At 55.0% G+C, this 21510-nt stretch carries 13 protein-coding genes; 10 read left to right on the forward strand and 3 right to left on the reverse strand.

Going from position 1 to position 21510, the window contains the following annotated elements:
• Nucleotides 1–2: 2 nt before the first annotated feature.
• The 6 genes from bcsQ to B347_RS0109960 all read left to right on the forward strand — a co-directional run bounded on the left by bcsQ (nt 3) and on the right by B347_RS0109960 (nt 11765).
• Complete coding sequence (gene bcsQ, locus B347_RS0109930) at nt 3–716, forward strand: cellulose biosynthesis protein BcsQ (protein WP_337459889.1); 714 nt, start codon at nt 3–5, stop codon at nt 714–716.
• Entirely contained in the window at nt 713–3316 is a 2604-nt protein-coding gene (gene bcsA, locus B347_RS0109935) for a UDP-forming cellulose synthase catalytic subunit (protein ID WP_019409562.1), read from the forward strand. Before bcsQ ends, bcsA begins: the two co-directional genes overlap by 4 nt.
• Nucleotides 3313–5634 (forward strand): cellulose biosynthesis cyclic di-GMP-binding regulatory protein BcsB, encoded by a 2322-nt coding sequence (gene bcsB, locus B347_RS0109940; protein ID WP_019409563.1) that lies wholly within the window; start codon nt 3313–3315, stop codon nt 5632–5634. The genes bcsA and bcsB overlap by 4 nt, the downstream gene beginning before the upstream one ends.
• A gap of 36 nt (nt 5635–5670) precedes the next feature.
• Nucleotides 5671–9189 (forward strand): cellulose synthase complex outer membrane protein BcsC, encoded by a 3519-nt coding sequence (gene bcsC, locus B347_RS0109945; RefSeq protein WP_019409564.1) that lies wholly within the window; start codon nt 5671–5673, stop codon nt 9187–9189.
• A 439-nt stretch (nt 9190–9628) separates the two neighbouring features.
• Nucleotides 9629–11287 carry a nitrite/sulfite reductase gene (locus B347_RS0109955; RefSeq protein ID WP_019409566.1) on the forward strand — a complete coding sequence of 553 codons (1659 nt, stop codon included), beginning with the start codon at nt 9629–9631 and terminating at the stop codon, nt 11285–11287.
• On the forward strand, nt 11271–11765 hold the full coding sequence (locus tag B347_RS0109960; RefSeq protein ID WP_019409567.1) for a DUF934 domain-containing protein: 495 nt from the start codon (nt 11271–11273) through the stop codon (nt 11763–11765). Before B347_RS0109955 ends, B347_RS0109960 begins: the two co-directional genes overlap by 17 nt.
• 48 nt (nt 11766–11813) lie before the next feature.
• Here the strand turns inward: B347_RS0109960 and B347_RS26910 are convergent, their stop codons facing one another.
• From B347_RS26910 to sohB, 3 genes are all read right to left on the reverse strand, one after another.
• Nucleotides 11814–14585 carry an NEL-type E3 ubiquitin ligase domain-containing protein gene (locus tag B347_RS26910; RefSeq protein ID WP_237719114.1) on the reverse strand — a complete coding sequence of 924 codons (2772 nt, stop codon included), beginning with the start codon at nt 14583–14585 and terminating at the stop codon, nt 11814–11816.
• A gap of 115 nt (nt 14586–14700) precedes the next feature.
• Nucleotides 14701–16911: a dermonecrotic toxin domain-containing protein gene (locus tag B347_RS26915; RefSeq protein WP_019409569.1), complete on the reverse strand. Its 2211-nt coding sequence runs from the start codon at nt 16909–16911 to the stop codon at nt 14701–14703.
• A 221-nt stretch (nt 16912–17132) separates the two neighbouring features.
• Nucleotides 17133–18155 (reverse strand): protease SohB, encoded by a 1023-nt coding sequence (gene sohB, locus B347_RS0109970; RefSeq protein ID WP_019409570.1) that lies wholly within the window; start codon nt 18153–18155, stop codon nt 17133–17135.
• 202 nt (nt 18156–18357) lie between these two features.
• Between sohB and B347_RS0109975 the strand changes: the two genes are divergently transcribed.
• The 4 genes from B347_RS0109975 to B347_RS0109990 all read left to right on the forward strand — a co-directional run bounded on the left by B347_RS0109975 (nt 18358) and on the right by B347_RS0109990 (nt 21485).
• Nucleotides 18358–19068, forward strand: a complete 711-nt coding sequence (locus tag B347_RS0109975) for a histidine phosphatase family protein (RefSeq protein WP_019409571.1) — start codon at nt 18358–18360, stop codon at nt 19066–19068.
• A gap of 55 nt (nt 19069–19123) precedes the next feature.
• Complete coding sequence (locus B347_RS0109980) at nt 19124–19438, forward strand: SCP2 sterol-binding domain-containing protein (protein WP_019409572.1); 315 nt, start codon at nt 19124–19126, stop codon at nt 19436–19438.
• A 187-nt stretch (nt 19439–19625) separates the two neighbouring features.
• Nucleotides 19626–20693: a phosphotransferase family protein gene (locus B347_RS0109985; RefSeq protein WP_019409573.1), complete on the forward strand. Its 1068-nt coding sequence runs from the start codon at nt 19626–19628 to the stop codon at nt 20691–20693.
• 24 nt (nt 20694–20717) lie between these two features.
• Nucleotides 20718–21485, forward strand: coding sequence for an SDR family oxidoreductase (locus B347_RS0109990; protein ID WP_019409574.1), 768 nt, complete (start codon nt 20718–20720; stop codon nt 21483–21485).
• The last annotated feature ends 25 nt before the right edge of the window (nt 21486–21510 follow it).

Raw genomic sequence — 21510 nt, forward strand, 5'->3', positions numbered from 1 at the left:
CCATGAGCCTTCAAGGCATCCGCGGCGGAGTGGGCACCAGCACTACGCTTGCAGCGCTGAGCTTTGCGCTTAGCTCGCTGGGGCAAAAAGTGTTGGTGATCGACATGTGCCCGGAAAACGCCCTCGGCCTGCATTTCAACCTTGATTACGCACCTGCCGAAGGCTGGGCCCGCGCGACGTTGGACCAAACACCCTGGTATGAACATGCCTGGAACATTGAATCCGGTCTGGACGTGCTGCCCTACGGCACGCTGACCGATGTAGACGTGTTGCAACTCGATCAATTGCTGCGTGATAACCCGCCATTGTGGTCCACGCGACAGGCCAGCCTAGCCCACAGCGTTGACTGGGTACTCTTTGACTTGCCGCAACGCTTGCCGGGGCATATAGCCAACCCGCGCTGTGAGATTGCGCTCAACGTGCTGAACCTGGACGCGGCGAGCCATGTGCTGTTACAGCCCCAACGCAACAGCGCGCAGCGTTTGCTGGTCAATCGTTTTGACCCTGCCAGCCAGTTTCAGCGCGATCTATTGCTGCTATGGCAGCATCACTATGCGCAATCCTTGCTGCCGATCCATTTGCATGCTGACGAAGCCATGGCCGAAGCCTTGGCCAGGCGCGAGCCTGTTGGCCGCTATGCACCGGGCAGCCTGATTGCCCAAGACATCATCAGCCTGGCCAGTTGGTGCCTTTTACGTGGCGGGAGGCTTGAATGACAGCCCGCCTGTTTCCCTATACGCACTTACGGCGTGAGCAAAACTGCACCCGTTTCACCGCCTTTATCCTGGCGCTGATTCAAGTCTGCGGCTGGATCTTCCTACGCCTTGAATCGCCCGCCTGGCAGGCATTGCGCGAGCAACATCGACAGCTCTACCCACACTTGGCAGACAAACGCATCACCCTTGGCGATCCGCTGCGTTATTTGACTCAGACCGCGTGGCTGTTGCTGGTGCGTCCGGCTGCGCAAACCCTGCCTCAGCGCCAACGCACGCGGCGGCGTCTTAAAGGCTACCTGATGGCTGTGTTCAGTATTGTGCAGCGGCCTTGGAACCTGCTGTCTGATGCCTTTGAACAGTTGCCAACGGCGATCAGCCCGCAAGTGCGCAAAGGGTCGCGCTGGTGGGGCGCAGTGCACTGGCCAATGCGCAAATTGCTGTACATCGCCATCGGCGCGCTGGCGGTGGTACTGATTTTTATCTGTGTGACTGAACCCTTCGGTTACTTGGCGCAACTGGTGTTTGTGGTGCTGTTGTGGGCCATTGCGATGCTGGTGCGACGCATGCCGGGGCGTTTTCCGACGCTGTTGCTGATCGCACTGTCGGTGATCATCTCGTGCCGCTATTTATGGTGGCGCTACACCTCGACCCTGAACTGGAGCGACAAGCTGGATCTGGTCTGCGGCTTGATTTTGCTGCTGGCCGAAACGTATTCCTGGATGGTCCTGATCCTGGGGTATGTGCAAACCTCGTGGCCACTAAACCGCAAACCGGCGCAATTACCGCCTGACCTGAACCTGTGGCCGACGGTCGATCTGTTGATCCCCACCTATAACGAAGAACTGTCGGTAACCCGTGGCACGGTGTACGCGGCATTGGGCATTGACTGGCCAAAAGACAAGCTGCGCATCCATTTGCTGGATGACGGCAACCGCGCCAGCTTCAAGATGTTTGCCGAGGAAGTGGGCATCAACTACATCGCCCGCACTGACAACCGCCACGCCAAGGCTGGCAACCTTAACCATGCGCTGACCCAGATCGACGGTGATCTGGTGGCCATTTTTGACTGTGACCACATGCCCGCCCGCTCCTTTTTGCAATTGACCGTGGGCTGGTTTTTGCGCGACCCCAAACTGGCGCTGGTGCAAACCCCGCACCACTTCCTGTCGCCGGACCCGTTTGAGCGCAACCTCGGCACCTTCCGCAACCGTCCCAACGAAGGCGAACTGTTTTATGGCCTGGTGCAAGACGGCAACGACATGTGGAACGCGGCGTTTTTCTGCGGTTCGTGTGCCATCGTGCGGCGCACGGCGATTGACTCGATTGGCGGCTTTGCCGTCGAAACCGTCACCGAAGACGCCCACACGGCCTTGCGTTTGCACCGCAACGGTTGGAATTCGGCCTACCTGCGCATTCCGCAGGCGGCCGGGCTGGCCACCGAAAGTCTTTCGGCGCACATCGGCCAGCGCATTCGCTGGGCGCGGGGCATGGTGCAGATCTTCCGCACCGACAACCCGCTGTTGGGCAAAGGCCTCACGGTATTCCAGAGAGTGTGTTACGCCAACGCCATGCTGCACTTTCTGGTGGGCCTGCCGCGATTGGTGTTCCTCACTGCACCGTTGGCCTTCTTGTTGCTGCACGCCTACATCATCTACGCCCCGGCCTTGATGATTTTGCTCTACGTGTTGCCGCACATGATTCACGCCAGCCTGACCAACTCGCGGATGCAAGGCGCTTATCGCCAGACATTCTGGGGTGAGGTCTACGAAACAGTTTTGGCCTGGTACATCGCCAGGCCCACCACTGTGGCGCTGTTCAGCCCCTCACGCGGCAAGTTCAACGTGACGGCCAAGGGCGGGATGATGGAAGAGAACCAGTTCGACTGGCAGACCGCTAAGCCGTATCTGGTGTTGTCCGTGCTCAATGTGCTCGGCCTCGGGTTTGCAGTGTGGCGGCTGTTCACTGGCCCGGCAGATGAAATCATCACCATTATCGTCAGTGTGTTGTGGGTCATTTATAACCTGCTGATCATTGGCGCTGCTGTCGCGGTGGCGGCTGAAGTGCGGCAAGTTCGGCATACCCATCGCGTGCAAACCCGCTTGCCGGGCGCCATCAAACTGGCCGACGGCCACCGCTACCCCTGCGAACTGGTTGACTACTCCGACGGCGGGGTGGGTCTGTTGCTCAACCAACCCATTGCGCTGCCCGTTGGCTCGCTGGTGTCGCTGATTCTTCAGCGCGGCAACCGCGAGTTTGTCTTCAGCGGCAGCCTGACGCGCTCCCATGACCTGTTTATGGGACTGAACTTCGCCCAGTTGCCAGCCGAGCAAAAGATCGAATTTGTGCAATGCACGTTTGGCCGGGCAGATGCCTGGCTCGATCACAACAGCGGATTTGAAGCCGACAAGCCGGTTCAGAGCCTCAGGGAGATCCTCGCCCTGGGTGCCAAAGGCTATTACCGCCTTTACGAATACCTACCTGCGTGGATGCGCCATCTGGCGCGGCCCTTGGTACGAGTGCTGCAGTGGTTGGGCAGCTTCTTTCCACGCATGCCAAAAGCATCCACCCCTCTTATTTCCGGGCCAGTGAGCAGATCATGAGTCGATTCTCAAAAAAAGCATTCTTCGCCAGCCTTGCGCTTATGACCTTCGTCTCGGAACTGATGGCTGCCCCCTTGCCTTTACCGACGGTTGGGCCTGCGCCACTGCCCAAACTCCCGATACTGGAAAGCACTGATCCGCTGCCGAGTTGGACGGTGACCCGCACCTTCGAACAGATGGGACGTGCGACCGATACGCTACTGCTGGGCATCAACAGTGCAGAACACGTTGAGTTCAGCCTGCGCCGCGACCGGATAGCCAGCGATGCCAGTCTGCAACTGGACTACACGCCCTCACCTTCCTTGATCCCGACGTTGTCGCATATCCGGGTCTACTTGAATGACGTGTTGATGGGCGTGCTGCCAATTGAAAAAGAGCAATTGGGGCGTCAGACCCGCCAGAAAATGGCCCTCGATCCGCGACTGGTCTCGGACTTCAATCGCATTCGCCTGGAGTTCATCGGGCATTACACCGATATCTGCGAAGACCCGGCCAACAACACCTTGTGGGTCAACATCAGTCGGGGCAGTAGCATCACCCTGCAAGAGCAGGCTTTGAGCCTGACCAATGATCTGGCGTATTTCCCGCTGCCATTCTTTGATCCCCGCAACAGCGGCAAGCTGGAGTTGCCGTTCGTATTTGCCGCCAACCCGACCCTTGGCGAGCAGCGCGCCGCCGCTATTCTGGCTTCCTACTTTGGCAGTCAGGCCAACTGGCGCGGCTCCAAGTTTGCTGTCTCGTTTGATGCGCTCCCCAGCGTGTCAAGCAAAGAAGCCACACAGCCTTCTGTGGTATTTGCCACCAACGATCACCGTCCGGCGTTTATGCGTGATCTGGAGAAGTTTCCGGCCGTTAATGCACCCGTGGTGGCGTTAATTGACCACCCGGATGCGCCTTACAGCAAAGTATTGCTGGTGATGGGTCGCAACGAAGACGACCTGACCACCGCAGCAAAGGCTCTCGCCCTGGGCGGTAACCTATTGCGCGGCTCACGCGTCACTATCGACAACGTTCAGGAGTTGCAACCGCGTAAGCCTTACGACGCCCCGGCCTGGATGCGGACCGACCGCCCCGTGCGTTTTGCCGAGCTGATTACCTACCCTCAACAATTACAGGTCAGCGGGTTACAGCCGCGCCCCATTACCCTGGATGTGAACCTGCCCCCCGACCTGTTTGTGTGGCGCAACCAGGGTATCCCGCTGCGCACCCAATACCGCTACACCGCGCCATCGGCCAATGATGATTCGCGCTTGAACATCAGCCTCAATGATCAGTTCATCACCAGCCTGCCGCTATTGCGCAAAGACACCAGCAGCTTTGAAGAACTGCGGTTGTCGGTGTTGTCCAATGATTCGGCCAACGTTAACGACAAACTGATTGTGCCGTCGCTGAAAATTGGCGACCGCAACCGTCTGCGCTTTGATTTCAATTTCGCCAGTACCGTGGGCAGCGCCCAACGTGATCGTTGCCAGACTATTTTGCCGGCCAACACCCAAGCGATCATCGACGAAGACTCCACCATCGACCTGTCTGGCTATCACCACTACATCAGCATGCCGGACCTCAAGGCTTTTGCTCGCAGCGGTTTCCCGTTCAGCCGTATGGCCGATTTGTCGGAATCGATTGTGGTGGTCCCAAGCAAAGGCACCGCCACGCAAATCAGCACCTTGCTGGAAGCTATCGCGAGTATTTCCGCCCGTTCTGGCTATCCGGCCTTTGGCGTGCGCTTGAGTGATGATTGGCAATCGGCCTCAAAGGAAGATGTCGACCTGCTGCTATTGGGCGAAATGGCGCCCGAGATGCGTGACAACCCGGACCTGAGCCTGTTGTTGCAACGCCAACACGACATGCTGGTTCAGCCTTACGGCAACAGCACCCTCGATGCCACCAATCGCCGTGGCCCTTCAATCGACGGGCGCAATCAGCCGGCCAACCGTATTGAAGTCACCGCCCACGCCCCTATCGCGGCCATGGTTGGCATGCAGTCGCCGACCCATAACCAACGCAGCATTGTGGCGTTGCTGGGCAATGACGATGCCGACTACAGCCTGCTACGTGAGGCACTCAGCGACAGCGGAAAAATGGACGCTGTGGCGGGTTCAGTGGCATTGATCCGCAGCAGCGGCATTTATAGTCAATTGGTGGGTGAGCAATATTACGTCGGTAATCTGCCGTGGTACCTGCTGCTGTGGTATCAGCTGTCCGAGCACCCAGTGTTTCTGGCCATTCTTGCGGTTATCAGCGTATTGCTGAGCGCCTTCCTGCTGTGGCGCGCACTGAGCTGGGCTGCCAACCGCCGCCTCCATAAGGACGACTGACCTGTGAATGGCCTGCGTGGGACAACAACAAGAGTTATGACATGGGCATTTTTGCTTGGCGGCCTGTCCACTGTAGCCATGGCGCAACCGGTCAACGTGCAAGACCAGCAACAGTGGTTGCTGGAACAAGTACGCATTGGCGAGGCCTTGTATCAGGAAGACCTAGTGCGTGACTCGCTGGCACGGCTCTGGCTGATTGCCCCCAACAACCCCCAAGCGTTGGCGGCGTCAGTACGTCAGGCCTTGCTGGACAAGAACCCGGCGTTGGCCAAACAACGCCTTGACCGGCTGCAACAGTTGGCGCCTGACTCTGCGGCGCTGCGGCAGGCCCAAAACCTGATGAAGCTGCAAGACCCACAAAGCCAGAAGCACCTGCAGCAGGCGCGCCTGTTTGCCGCCGCTGGCCGCCCTGAGGAAGCCGCTGCTATTTTTGAGCAACTGTTCGGCAATGCCCCGCCGGACTTCGCCACCACCTTGGAATACCTGCGCATTCGCAGCAACATTGCCGGGCAGCGCCCTCGGGTGATTGACCAACTTAAAGCGCTGGACGTGCAATACCCAGGCAATATCGGGTTGCGCCAAACCTTGGCTGATTTGCTGTTTCGCGAAAAGCGAGAAGCCGAAGCGCTGGTGGTCTTGCATCAACTGTCCACCAACCCCATTGCCAGCAATGCCGCCGCACAACGTGAATATGAGTACCTAAGCACCCTGCCGATCGACCGCTCCACCACGCTGGCTTGGCAAGCGTACCTACAACGCTATCCGCGCTCCCCGGCACTGACCGACGCCACTAAAAAACTCCAAGATCAACAGCACTTGCTCAATGATCCTGCTTGGGTTGCAGGGGCTAAAGGCAAACAGATGATTGATCAGTCGCGCAATCCGGTCGCCGCTGAGGCCCTGTTGCGCCGTGCGCTCAAGCAGTACCCCGATGACCCAACCCTGTACGGCGCGCTGGGCATGGCCTTGTTTCGGCAAAGCCGGTATGACGCAGCCAACGCAGCGTTCACCACGGCGCGTAGCAAAGAACAAGACACGTCCAACATCAGCAAATGGCAAGACCTGTTAGACGCCAGCCGCTATCGGATGCTGCTGAGTCAAGGTGACAAAGCCTTGCAGCGAAACGACTTCAACGCCGCGCGCAATGCCTACCAACAGGCACGTAGAGCCAAACCACGTGACGCTGAACCGCTGATCGGCTTGGCCGACGTGGCCTTGGCTAAGCACGACACCGCGCAGGCCGAGACCTTATTGCTTCAAGCTCGGCGCCTGGAACCCGGCAATGGCAGTGCCGTGCGCGGGCTGGTGCGTTTGTACACGACGCAGTCACCGGATAAGGCCAAACAGTTTCTGGATAGCTTGCCACCGGCTCGGCAAAAAGAATTTGCCGCCGCCCGGCAAAGCTTGGAACTGGACGAACTGAACCGGCAAGCCGATGCGGCCAACGAGCGTCAAGACTGGCCGCACATGGTCACGCTGCTCAGCAAAATTCGCAACCTGACGCCTGATGAGCCGTGGCTAACCTATCGACTGGCCAATGCCCAACGCTCCATCAATCAACGGGGTGCGGCCGACGACAGCTTCAAACAGCTGATGCAGCGTCAGGGAAAAAATCCTGAAGCGCTATACGCCTACGCACTGTACCTGTCCAATTCCGACCGGGATGCCAGCGCCCTGAGCGTGCTGGAGCAACTCCCCAACGCGCAATGGACCGATTCGATGCGTGATCTGCATGCCCGTCTGCAACGCAACGTGCTGCTGGCCCGTGTCGACAGCCTGCGCAAAGCAGGCCAAGAGCCGCAAGCCATCGCCCTGCTGTTGCAAAAGCCAGACAACGACGACTTGTTGACACTTGCTGGCTGGGCGCAAGAACGCCAAGACTACGTGCACGCGCAAAAACTCTTTGAGCAGGTGCTGCGCCGGGACCCGGGCAACATTGACGCTCGCTTGGGGCAAATCGAAACCCTGGTGGAGCGCCAGCAACTGGCCGCTGCCCGCCGCCAGCTTGATCAGTTCAAACCCGCACCGGCTACGCCATTGACGCCTGCGCAGCAACGACAAGTGGCCAATGCCTGGGCGGCTGTTGGCGAACCTGGCAACGCGCAGGCCCTGTATGCAGAACTGCTCAAAACCCCGCAAGCCGACCCGCTGATGTACCGCGATGCGGCGCGCCTGATTTCCGCTAAACAGCCGCAACAAGCGTTGGACTATTACGCCCAAGGTATGGCCAACGTCGGACTGCTGAACCAGGCACAGGCCAACCCGCGTGATAACCGCGCCATGACCCTGGCCAGCCGTGAAAAAGACAACGACCTATGGCTTGCACGCAGCCTACGCAGTGACGTGGATGAACTGTATCAGCGGCAAAATCCGACCCTGCACCTGTACACCGACTACGGCTGGCGAGCGGACGATGCGTCGGCGGGTACCTCCGACACTGATACCCAGACCACCATCCTGCAATTGGACTTGCCGATTACCGATGGCAGCGGTTTTGTTCGGGCTGAGCAGATCGATATGGACGCGGGCAAATTCGACGCTGACGAAGACGGCTATGTGCGCGAGGCTTACGGAACTTGCGCGGTGGCAGTCAATCGCAAAGACACTGATGAGCCGAATTATTCGGGCTGCGAAGACCGTTCACAGTCGGCAAGAGGCACCACCATGGCAGCCGGTTGGAAAAACCAAACGTGGAATGTCGACATTGGCCGCACCCCGGACACCTTCAAAGTGCCCAATTGGCTCGGGGGTGTGGCATACAGCAACACAATTGGCTCGTTGGGCTGGACCCTGACTGGCTCGCGCCGTCCGTTGAGCAACTCGATCCTGTCGTATGCCGGGGCCACAGATCCCAATACAGGGGTGACGTGGGGTGGTGTCACCTCCAACGGCCTTACCTTAAGCCTGAGTCATGATGAAGGCGGCGTTGACGGTGTATGGGCGAGCTTCGGCCAGCACTGGTTGCGGGGTGAAAACGTCGAAAATAACCACAAAAACACGGCCATGGCCGGTTACTACTACCGTTTGGTCGAACGTGCCGATGAGCGCTTGCGTACTGGATTGACGGTGATGTACTGGAGTTATGACAAAGACTTGAGTGAGTACACCTTGGGTCAGGGTGGGTATTACAGCCCGCAGCAATACTTTTCGCTCGGAGTACCGCTCAACTACGCGTGGCGGACTTCTAACTGGTCGGTGTCACTGGAAAGCTCTGTGGGTTGGTCGTTTGCAAAGACCACATCCCACGATCTTTATCCGTTGAGTGGGCTCAACGACAAGATTTTGAATGTGGTTGATGAGCAAGGTTTCAAACTGGCAAAGCCATTAGGTGAAACCTCTGGCGGAACCAGTAATGGGGTTGGCATACGCCTGCAAGGGCTGGTTGAGCGCAGGCTGTCGGACAACTTGGTATTGGGCGGTGGGTTGCTTTATCAGCACAGCGAAGGCTATGCCCCGAGCCGGGCCATGCTTTATCTGCGTTATACCTTTGATACTTGGCAAGGCAATTTGCCCTTGCCGATACAGCCGTTGATTCCTTATGCGGATTTTAGATAATCACGAGCCTTGTGGTTTAGCGGCTACAACAGCTATTTGTAGCCGCTGCCGAAGGCTGCGATCGGGTGCGAAGCGGCCGCGCTTACGAATGGCTGCTCCAAAACATGGCGGCCGCCGCCACTAGGATGATTAAAAACAGGATGGCCCATGCATCGACCTTGCTCGCGGTTTTACGCGCTTTGACTGGAGTACTCATCGCATCGCCTTTTTTCGGTTTTATGGGTGAATACTTAGATGACTGCCTTTTAGTTAAGACCCTCAATGCCCTTTCAACAAGTAAGTGATTGAGAATTAACCTCTTATAGTCGTTTTGGTTCTTTGCATATGCTTAAACATCACTTTTGCGCATAACTACAAACTGGTATCGTGCCACCGCTCCGTGGGGAGTGCGCGGCCGTGCGCGCAGATAAGCTGTTAGCAGCCTGAGAACAGGACCTATATGTACGTATATGACGAGTACGATCAGCGGATCATCGAGGACCGCGTAAAGCAGTTCCGAGATCAGACCCGACGCTATCTGGCAGGGGAGCTGAGCGAAGAAGAGTTCCGCCCCCTGCGCCTGCAAAATGGCCTTTATGTTCAACGTTTTGCCCCAATGCTGCGGGTCGCTGTGCCGTATGGCCAGTTGACTTCGCGTCAAGCGCGAATGATGGCAAAGATTGCCCGCGACTATGACAAGGGCTATGCCCACATCAGTACCCGTCAGAACGTGCAGTTCAACTGGCCTGCACTGGAAGATATTCCAGACATCCTGGAAGAACTGGCCACCGTACAAATGCACGCGATCCAGACCAGCGGTAACTGTCTGCGTAACGTCACCACTGACCAGTTCGCAGGTGTTGCGGCTGACGAGTTGATTGACTCGCGCCCATGGTGCGAGATCGTTCGTCAATGGACGACTTTCCACCCGGAATTCGCTTACCTGCCACGCAAGTTCAAGATTGCGATCAATGGCTCGGCGTCCGACCGTGCTGCCATCGAAGTGCATGACATTGGCCTAGAGCCGGTGTTCAACGAAGCCGGGGAATTGGGCTTCCGCGTTTTGGTCGGTGGCGGCCTGGGCCGTACCCCGGTCGTTGGCGCATTCATTAATGAGTTCCTGCCGTGGCCAGATTTGTTGAGTTACCTCGAAGCCATCCTGCGGGTTTATAACCGCTATGGCCGTCGTGACAACAAGTACAAGGCTCGGATCAAGATCCTAGTTAAAGCCCTGACCCCTGAAGTGTTCGCTGAGCGTGTCGAATCTGAAATGGTTCACCTGCGCGGCGGCTCCAATACCCTGACCGAAGCTGAAGTTCAGCGTATTGCCAAGCACTTTGTGGATCCAGACTACAAAGCCCTCCCCGACTTCGGCGCCGAACTGGCTGAACTCGACAAGCAGCATCCAGGCTTCGCTCGCTGGCGTTCCCGCAACACCTTGGCGCACAAGAAACCGGGCTATGTGGCCGTTACCCTGTCGCTGAAACCAACCGGTGTCGCGCCGGGCGACGTTACCGACAAACAGTGGGACGGCATCGCCGATATGGCTGACCGTTACAGCTTCGGTCAGTTGCGCACCTCTCACGAGCAAAACATCATCCTGGCCGATGTTGAAGAGAACCAACTGTTCGCCATGTGGGGCGAGTTGCGCGAGCAAGGTTTCGCCACGCCGAACATTGGCCTGCTGACCGACATGATCTGCTGCCCTGGCGGCGATTTCTGTTCACTGGCCAACGCCAAGTCGATCCCGATTGCCGAATCGATCCAGCGTCGCTTTGAAGACCTGGACTATCTGTTCGACATCGGCGAACTAGACCTCAATATCTCCGGCTGCATGAACGCTTGTGGTCACCACCACGTCGGTCACATAGGGATCTTGGGTGTAGACAAGAAAGGTGCTGAGTTCTACCAGGTTTCACTGGGCGGCAGCGCCAGCCGTGACGCCAGCCTTGGCAAGATCCTCGGCCCATCGTTCGCGCAAGAAGACATGCCGGATGTGATTGAAAAGCTGATCGACGTGTATGTTGAAAAACGCAATGAAGATGAGCGTTTTATCGACACGTATCAACGTATCGGCATCGACCCTTTCAAGGAGCGCGTCTATGCAGCGAATCATTAAGAACAACGAAGTCATCGACGAAACCTGGCACTTGCTGCCAAAGGACGCGAGCTTCGATGGTATTTCCAACTGCGACGACCTGATCGTTCCGTTGGCTTTGTGGCGCGAGCATGGTCACGCCCTCAAGGCCCGCGATGGCGGCCTGGGTGTGTGGCTGGACAGCGATGAAGAAGCTGAAGAAATTGGCGAAGACGTGGCGAACTTCCAAGTGATTGCCTTGAACTTCCCAGCCTTCACTGATGGGCGCAGCTACTCCAACGCCCGTCTGCTACGTGACCGTTATGGTTTTAAAGGTGAATTACGGGCGATTGGCGATGTATTGCGCGATCAGTTGTTCTACCTGCATCGCTGCGGGTTCGACGCATTTGCCATTCGCGCTGACAAAGACCCGTATGAAGCACTGGAAGGCCTGAAGGATTTTTCGGTGACTTATCAGTCTTCAACCGATGAGCCTATGCCCCTGTTCCGTCGCCGTTGATCCGCAGAAAGGTTCTGGACCCTCTAATCCAGGACCTTTCAACCCGCTCTATGCTTGAGACTCTGGTAGTGGGTGCTCCTGCAGTTCTTGGGCGGTAAGCCTTGCAACCAATGCCTTTCGGGCTAAATTTCTTTCCTCTTTAATCGCGTCCAAGCGTGCAAGGTAGTTACCGCTGGATTCGCTTTCTCGCTCCGAAAACAGAACATCTAAACGCATCTGGTAGGGTTCATCTGAGATCCTGAACAGTTCGGAATATTTTTTCTCCAAAAAATCGATCCAGAAATCCCTCATTTCGATTGACGCGCTCAATGCCGGGGCTGTTTCTTCATTAATGACAAATTGACGTGCGACTTCTACCTCTGCCTGCGTGACGTCGGCGACTCGCTCAAAACGCATACTGGTTGGACGCGCCGGCAAGCCCAATCGATTGGCTAACTGGATGTGGTAGTACATTTGAATCTCCAGCGGATCGTGCCGGACCATGCGGCTACGCATTCCGGCCGGACTCAGTAATGGCGCTAACGCTAATGCCTCGGGTGTACCCAATCTATAAGCAACCCCTTGCTGTTCTTCGGCACTCAGTTCAATCAGGGGGCGAGGAGCAAAGTCGGGACGCACTGCATCTATCAGCACTTGTAATTGCTCTACATGCCTGCGTTGGTCCGCAATGATTGCGGCATGGCGAGTGCTAACGACCTGTGTCACGTGTTTATCGAGCAACTCCAACCGAAAGAGCCCGCGCGCCAACTTCAATAGCTCACTCTCTGTGTCCTGTTTCCGTAATGCCGTGTACACCTGTTGTTGCAATTCCAGACTGGCAAACGTCATTGCACTCCCATCTCGGCAGGTTCTCGGGTTAGCCGCTATATCGAAGGACAGTTGCCGCAATTCACTGTCCTCATACATGCCATTGAGCATTGTCCAAACACGGTCGGTCAAATCACCCTGAGTTCGTAAAAACTGCTCTGACTCACTCATGTCCTCCAGCACCCGAAAAAACGATTTTGATTTTCTGAGATTCGACAAATCACTCCATATACGCGTTTGTCCAGGAGTCGGTCGACTGGCCCAATGCAATATGCCCCTGGCCGCACTCGAGTGAATATATTGCCTATGAACACCTAAATTGATGCCCTGTTCACGCCGGTACCTATCAAGACGACGAATTGAATCGGCATTTAAGGGGTTGTCGTGCAGGTTTGTAACTCGATTGATTGCTGCTCTTTCAGCCGTCAACACGGCAGTTGGAATATGTGTAATTTCGTTATCGCGTAAATCAAGGGTTTGCAAGTGGGTAAGGGTTTCAACCCCTTCTGGCCACTCACTGATCTGGGTGTACCGCAGTCGCAAGTGCTCCAGGTTCGTCAGTTGGCGCACTGAAATTCGTCGCCCCAGAGGATTGCCCGTGAGGTTAAGCGATTTAAGTGTCGTCAAACCAGACAACAGATCTACAGCACCAGGCGTTAGCACCACTTGATTTCCTTGCAGGTTCAACTCTGTGAGGTTGGACAGGGAAGCTAATGAGGCTGGCAATTCGAGCAAATGATTATTTTCGAGCGATAGCACACGTAAATTGGGGAACCGCTGCAGAAAATGAAAAGGAAGATGACCACTAGGTGAGTCAGCCAAGTGCAGCGCGCTGATGTGACTAAAATCAGCAGAGAGCACAGGCAAGTTAGCGACAGGCCAGCTATTTAGATCCAGGACGTAGCCGGTATGGTCTCCGACATTGACACTAGGGGTTTGCCGTCTCCAAGCGAGTATCAGTCGCTGGCTGATTGCGCGCTTTTCAGCGGCGGACAACAGCACCTGCGGCCCTGTTTGGGGTCGACTCCAAACAGGGTTGGCCTCCCACTGTGCCAAGTCTGAGCGCAATGTCTGCAATTGCGCCTTGAGGGACACCAGTGCTTGGGTTGCTAAGGCGGGACTGAGCCGCAAATGGTACAAAAACTGCCCCGCCTGAACGTCAGTCATCAAGGGGTAAAGCTCTAACACAAGGTTTTTAAGTAGCAGTGATTTGTTTTCATCCAGCATATGCCCCGAACGTCCGCCCAAGGTGTAACCAATACGGCCATCCGCCAAGCGCATGGGGGATTTCAACCAGGGCTTGATCGTCTGCAAACCAAGCTTTATGCCACTGTTCGTGCGCTCACGGGCAGCCAATTCAGCGACTTTACTGGCAAGCGCTTGGCTCACGTCAACCTCCGGCAAGCCCAATGCACTACGTGCTTGCGGGCTAAGCGCTTTTGCGATGCACTTTAAGAGTTGAGGGCTGCTGTAAACAGTCTCTGAAGTGCTGCTAAAAAACTCATACTTATCGTTATTTTTGAATATCTCGAGTCGGTTGGTGGAAGACGCACTGCCCAAAACGTCTAAATCCATACCTGTGCCTTTATCACGCAACACCAGTTTTAAGTTCTCTGGCCAACCCGGCAGGCGTGACGCTGTGTTCCAGGCAAGGGTTTGTGAGTCAACATTACTTAGGCCTTCAAAGAAAAGGCCTTCCAATGCGCGATTCAACCGAACGTTCTGCACATAGCTTCGTGCCTCCTCCAAGACATGCAAAGGGAGGCGACTGGTTGTATTGAGGGTGGATAACCCGGTGGGCGTCAGCGTACTTATCAATTCACTCATGACAGAAACGGGCAACCCAGGAAACTGACTGTGAAGTGCGTTGTGCTCCGGCGCTATGGATTCGCTGGCGCTGTACAGCCGAGTCACCAATGAAGGTTTTATCGATTTAGCGTGATCTCCAAGTTTGCTCGCCAACCCTTGAACCTGTTGATCAAGCGTGAGCAAATCATCTCCAAGCAATACCACTCTTTGGTCCTGAGGCATTCGTTCGATTACGACCTTGAGCAAGTCGCCATTATTGATCTGTGTAGCAGTTATTTGCATCCGTGGATGGAGTGGAGCGAGGTCATTGCCATACTCTTTAACAACCCCCCCCCTCTGCATTCACAACACGTAACACTTGGTTCGCGGGCCATCCTGCCAGTTCAGTCAAAAGTTCCAGTTGTACGTCAGCGTTACCAATGGATCGATTAACGCCTTGCTCCATCTGCTGGATAAACCCTTCGACGCGTTCACTGATACTCGCCCGAAAGAGGGTGTCTGCAAGTAATGGTGGGAGCGGCAAGTTATCCATGAATAATGCCCGCAACATGTCGTCGGAGGTGTTTGAGGCCTGCAAGACAGCGTCCATGGTACTGCGGGAAAACGACTCGGCTTCAGGCCCTAATCGCCGGAACAATTGCTCGCGACGCCAAAGCCTCGGGTTATCCAGCTCATGGGTCCAGGCGCCGCGATTATTGTGTTGCAACGTTGGTGTATAAGCTTGTGGGTCGTAGGGATGTTGAATATAGCCCGCTCCGGTCAGCGGGTCCGAGGTGATGCTGTAAGTCTTGCCTTCTAGCTTGATAAAGGACTTACCTCGGTGTAAGTACACGGCCTTGTCATTTGGCTTGAGACCCGTGAGTGAGATGTGTTTGACCTCGTAAGGCTTCAAGTCGGGAATCCACAAGCATTTATGCCCCCGCACGGAAGTAACAGGCTTAAGCCCATCAACAAAGGGAGAAGGCTTTAACGCTTTGGCCGCCCCTGCGGTACTCGCAACCAACGCGAGGTTTTGGGCAATATCAAATACGTATTCGAGCGCTTCGGCCCGATCACCCCGTCTCCAGGCCACGATGCCATCGAACACTTCAGCCCCTAGCTGAATCACACTGACAGCTAATAACAACTCGCCTAGCACCGGTACAAAACCCAAGGCAATACCGAGCACACTGACGCCAACATTTAAATACGACGCCAAACGTGTCAAACGCGCTTTAGTGTCTTCATCTCCCGTTGGCACCATCAGCATCCGAGCATCATCCTTTATCTGTTCAAGGTGCAGGCGCCAACCCACCTCAAAAGGGTTCTGTGACTGAGGAATGTGACGGGTTTCTAAATACAATGCCGGCTCATTGATAATGGGCGGGCGTCGTATCAAGAGTGAATCCAACGTCAGGTTTTTAATATCTGTTCTGCGTATAAATTCGGCGCGATGACGTACTGGCATCAGGCTGGCAAAATAATGGGTGTACGTGCCCTCGCTGAGCCAGGCCCATAACTGCGCTTTGAACTCATCGAACGATTGAAATAGATGAAAGGACCGGTCGGGAAACTTCGGTAAATACACAAAGCACCGTTGCGCAACAGTCACAGGTTTATTCTCCGGCCATATCAACACAATGCCTGGCACTTCACACCCCATGATCTTTAGTGTGCTATGCCTAGGGTGTTCTCCCGAAGGCAAAGTACTTGTGTCAGAGAGCAGATCAACCATAAACATATAATGCGTTACACTGATTTCATTTTTCATATAGGCGAGGTGCATTGCCGATGAAAATGCGTAGTGCTTATTTAAACTGAACAGCCTGTTTATCTTATGGCGTGTAGATCGAGGATCGTCAGATGGCCAGGGATCATCAGGAGGCTCAAATACCCGACCTAGGTGCATTTGATACTGCGTGCCCAAGTCCAGATTGCGGCAAATCACAGCAAAGTTCTCGGGCTTCAAACGTGAGGTAATGCTCGGTGAAGCCGCTTGGGCTTTGTAAATCACAGTACCCGAATCAAAACCATCCGCCAGGGTGTGACGGGCTTCAAAGTTTTGCATAGCCGCTTGCAACAGGCTTTGGCGGGTAATGCTAGACACAATATTAACCTCCAGACTTTGAGGCACCATTAAATCGGGAAGCAGTAACTTAACCAGTGTGTCAGCCAGTGCCAACTGCTGCTGACTGAGAAAAACCAGCACATTACTTAATAGGTGGATTTCTTTTATTCCATGAGTGCGGGGGTTTATATCGCCCCACCCCTGTGCAACAAGTGCAGCTTTCAACAAAGGCTCAGAAAACTGCTCCATCGGCTTTATTTGCCCCAGTACTTGCGCGACGGCTTTCTGGGTCACGTTGTGCTGCTTTATGCTTTCACGCAACGCTTCGCGGACAAAGGACGGAGCCTCCTTGAACCAAGCGGGCAATAGCGTTGGAATCAGAAACTCATGCGCATTGATTAATACGGTATTAGCCAGCACGGAGGCTTCTTCTACGGCTGACGCATTCGGGTTCGTTACAACTAACTTTACAGGGTCGTCCATGAGGCAAGTCTACGTTATTAATCGAAACGCTAGCGTATACCCGGAGCGACGTCTTATTGGACTAATTAACCGATCCTTAACTTAAATTTAGAACTAAAAATCAGGTGTATACACTATATAAATAACGCACATAAAAACTACTTTATTGCGCTGGTTGTCGCCCATAAACATGTATGGCGCGTTATTAATAACGCGCCATACAGTTACCTTGCAGAGCTTTCTTACCAGAAACTACGTTGTGTCAGACGACGCCATACCGAATCAACTACGTGTTCCGCTGACACGCTTGCGGCAATACCTACACGCTCTTGTAGACTTTTCCGTTGCGCATAATGCACATGATAAAGATGAGCGTCTTTCGCACGATCCGACAGGTATTCATCGCTGGTTTTCAGCTCATCAACTAATTGTTTTTCGACTGCCGCAACCCCCAACCAGACTTCCCCGGTGGCCACATCATCAATCGCCAATTGCGGTCGGTATTGCGCCACAAAGTTCTTGAACAATTGATGGGTGATGTCCAGATCCTGCTGGAACTTTTCACGGCCTTTTTCAGTGTTCTCACCAAACACGGTCAAGGTACGCTTGTATTCACCTGCGGTTAGCACTTCATAGTCAATGTCGTGTTTTTTAAGTAGGCGGTTGACGTTAGGCAACTGTGCCACCACCCCGATGGAACCCAGAATGGCGAAGGGTGAGCTGATAATCTTCTGCCCGATACACGCCATCATGTAACCGCCGCTGGCAGCCACTTTATCGATGCAGATCGTTAGCGGGATGCCGGCCTGACGAATACGCGCCAGTTGCGACGATGCCAAGCCATAGCTGTGTACCATGCCACCACCACTTTCCAGCCGCAGAACCACCTCATCCTCCGGGGTGGCCAGGGTCAGCAGCGCGGTGATTTCGTGGCGCAAGCTTTCAGTGGCCGACGCCTTAATATCGCCCTCAAAATCAAGCACAAAGACCCGAGGCTTTTCTTCAGGCTGCTTCTTCAGTTTTTTCTCGGCTTTGCTCTGCTGCTTGTGCAATGCCTTAAGTTGATCCTTGGACAGCAATGACTGTTCAAGTTTGTCACGCAGGCCTTTGTAAAAATCATTCATCTTGCTGACCTGCAATTGCCCGGCAGAGCGACGACGCCCTTTGCCGCGCAATGCCGCAATGGTTACCAACACCAACAGAATGGCAACCACTAAGGTCACAGTCTTAGCCAGAAAACTGGCGTAATCGGCAAGAAATTCCACAGCCTCTCCTTAAAACGCTCGCAACCCACGGATCAGGGCCGCGTAATGATGCCCAGCATACCGACGTGATTGCCCAGCAGCCAGTCGCGAAACACCTTGGCGCAAGGCTTACGGGCAATTCAAACAAGCGTATGTTTTTTTATTGACAGGTCCCCGGCATCCTCCTAACCTCGCCTGACTTTCAACGTACCGGGATGCGGACGTGGGCAGCATTTACTTGATACGACATGGACAAGCCTCTTTTGGTGCAGATGACTACGACGTACTGTCAGCTTTGGGTGTTCGCCAAGCGCAAATCACCGGCCAACATTTGGTTGACCTTGGCCTGCGCTTTGATCGCTGCCTATCGGGTGATCTACTGCGCCAACAAGACACTGCCCAACATGCACTGGCCCAGTTCACTGCCGCCGGACTAACCGCGCCAGAGCTTGAAATAGACCCGGCCTTCAATGAGTTCGATGCCTTTGCAGTACTGGAAACCCTGCTCCCGGGTCTCTTGCCGCAAGAGCCGCAAGCCCTGAACACACTGAAAAATGCGGCCAATAATCCTGAAGAATTTCAGCGAATTTTTGATCTGGTCATTGCGCGCTGGATCAGCGGCACTTACGACGCCCCGCAGCTAGAAAGCTGGCTGAGCTTTGTCGAACGCGTGCAAGGTGGCCTGAACCGTGTTCTCGACCTGGCCAGCCATCAACAGAACATTGCCGTGTTCACCTCCGGCGGAAGCATCACTGCCCTGCTCCACCTACTGACCCAAATTCCTGCCAGTGAGGCCTTCAAGCTGACCTGGCAAATTGTTAATACCTCGCTTAGCCAACTCAAGTTTCGTGGCCGCGAGGTCACCCTGGCTTCCTTTAACAGTCACGTGCACTTACAACTGTTGAAGACGCCATCGCTGATCACTTACCGATAAGCGTTGGCAACCGTGACCTGCGGGTCGCCGTAACCCACCCTGAAAGGATCGAACCATGACTTCTGTAGCTGATGCTGTTCAAGCAATGAAAGCCAAATTCAACCCAGCCGCTGCTGCCGGCCTGGACCTGGTATTCGGTTTTCGCATTGATGACACCAAGAATTTCTCTCTCGTTGTTAAAGACAGTACCTGCGAACTGCTGGAAGGCGAAAACCCGGACGCACAAGTTACTTTGGTGATGGACGGCGAAACTCTGGAAGGCATCGTTAGCGGCGAGACCGATGGCATGCAAGCGTTCATGGGCGGCAAACTGCGCGCTGAAGGCGACATGATGCTGGCCATGAAGCTGAGCGAACTGTTCCCTTCGTAAGCCACACGCAATATCCAAAAACCGAAGCCATCGCGCTTCGGTTTTTTTTGCCTTGTGCTTCGCTCAATGGCTATCAAGCCCACTGATAATTCACTAACACCCACACCTATTAAGGCTGCACTTGCCTTGTCTGCGCATTAGATTAGCGAATGTTGTCAGGTCACGAAAATAAGCAGAAGAGATAAATATGACGCTTACCGACTCATCTACCCGCATCCGTACTGGTGAAGAACTCGACGTCAGCCATATTGATCCCTACCTCAAAGCTCATATTCCAGGGCTGTCGGGGACACCCGCGATTAGCCAGTTTCCCGGTGGCGCCTCGAACCTGACGTACCTGATCGAATACCCAGGCGTTGAGTTGGTCTTGCGCCGCCCGCCGTTCGGTCAAAAAGCCAAATCGGCGCACGACATGGGCCGCGAGTTTCACATTCTTAACCAGCTCAAGGATGCCTTCCCGTACTGCCCCAAGGCTTACGTACATTGCACCGGCAGCCAATTAATCGGCTCCGAGTTTTATGTAATGGAGCGGCTCAAGGGCATCATTCTGCGATCTGAGCTGCCGCCCGAACTCGCCTTGAGTGCCGATGATACCCGTAGCTTGTGCATGAGCTTTATTGACACGTTGGTGGAGTTGCATCAAGTGGACTACAACGCTTGTGGGCTGAGTGATTTGGGCAAGCCTGAAGGTTATGTGCAACGCCAGATTTCGGGCTGGAGCCAGCGTTATGAAAAAGCCCTCACCCCGGACGCGCCGCACTGGGAAGAGGTCAAACAGTGGCTCAATGCCAAAATGCCTAGCGACCACCCGACGCCAGCCATTGTTCACAACGACTGGCGCTTCGATAACGTGATTCTTGATCCGCGCAACCCGATGCACATCATCGGCGTTCTGGACTGGGAACTAACCACCCTCGGTGACCCATTGATGGATTTGGGCAACACCCTCGCCTACTGGATCGAAGCGGACGACCCGGCACCGATCCAACTGATGCGCCGCCAACCCAGCAATGCCCTCGGTATGCTCACGCGCCGCGAATGTGTTGACTACTACGCCAAGCGCTCGGGTATCGAGATCGATAACTTCGACTTCTACTACACCTACGGGCTGTTTCGCCTGGCGGGTATCGTTCAGCAAATCTACTACCGTTACTACCACGGCCAAACTCAGGACAAGCGTTTCGCACCATTCGTCCACATGAACGCGCTGCTAGAACAGATGAGCCTCAAGGTCATCCGCCAGTCGAGCCTCTAAACCCGTGATAAACGAGGAATCAGCATGTCCAAGACCCAACTGTTCGACCTTGATGGCAAGATTGCCTTTGTTTCCGGTGCCAGTCGCGGCATTGGTGAAGCCATCGCCAAACTACTGGCCCAGCAAGGCGCCCACGTGATTGTGTCGAGCCGCACGTTGGAGGGCTGCCAGCCGGTCGCTGACGCGATCATCGCTGAGGGTGGCAAAGCCACCGCGATGGCTTGCCATATTGGCGAGATGGAGCAAATCACTCAGACCTTCGCCCGTATTCGCGAAGTGTTTGGCCACCTCGATATTCTGGTTAACAACGCAGCGACTAATCCCCAGTTCTGCCACGTGCTCGACACCGACCTTGGTGCGTTTCAGAAAACCGTTGATGTGAATATTCGCGGTTACTTCTTCATGTCGGTCGAAGCCGGCAAGCTGATGCGTGAACACGGCGGCGGCAGCATCATTAACGTAGCCTCGATCAACGGCGTATCGCCGGGTGTGTTCCAGGGTGTTTATTCGATGACCAAGGCGGCTGTGATCAACATGACCAAAGTATTCGCCAAGGAGTGCGCCCCCTTTGGCATTCGCTGCAACGCCTTGCTGCCTGGTTTGACCGACACCAAGTTCGCCTCGGCTCTGGTCAAGAACGACAGCATCCTCAAGGGCGCGCTGCAACAGATTCCGCTCAAACGTGTGGCGGCTCCCAGTGAGATGGCCGGTGCGGTGCTGTATCTGGCCTGCGATGCTTCAAGCTATACCACGGGCGTTTCACTGAATGTGGATGGCGGGTTTTTATCCTGATTAATGCGTTAGCCCTCACCACGCC

Source organism: Pseudomonas psychrophila HA-4 (genome assembly GCF_000282975.1).
Taxonomy (GTDB): Bacteria; Pseudomonadota; Gammaproteobacteria; order Pseudomonadales; family Pseudomonadaceae; genus Aquipseudomonas; species Aquipseudomonas psychrophila_A.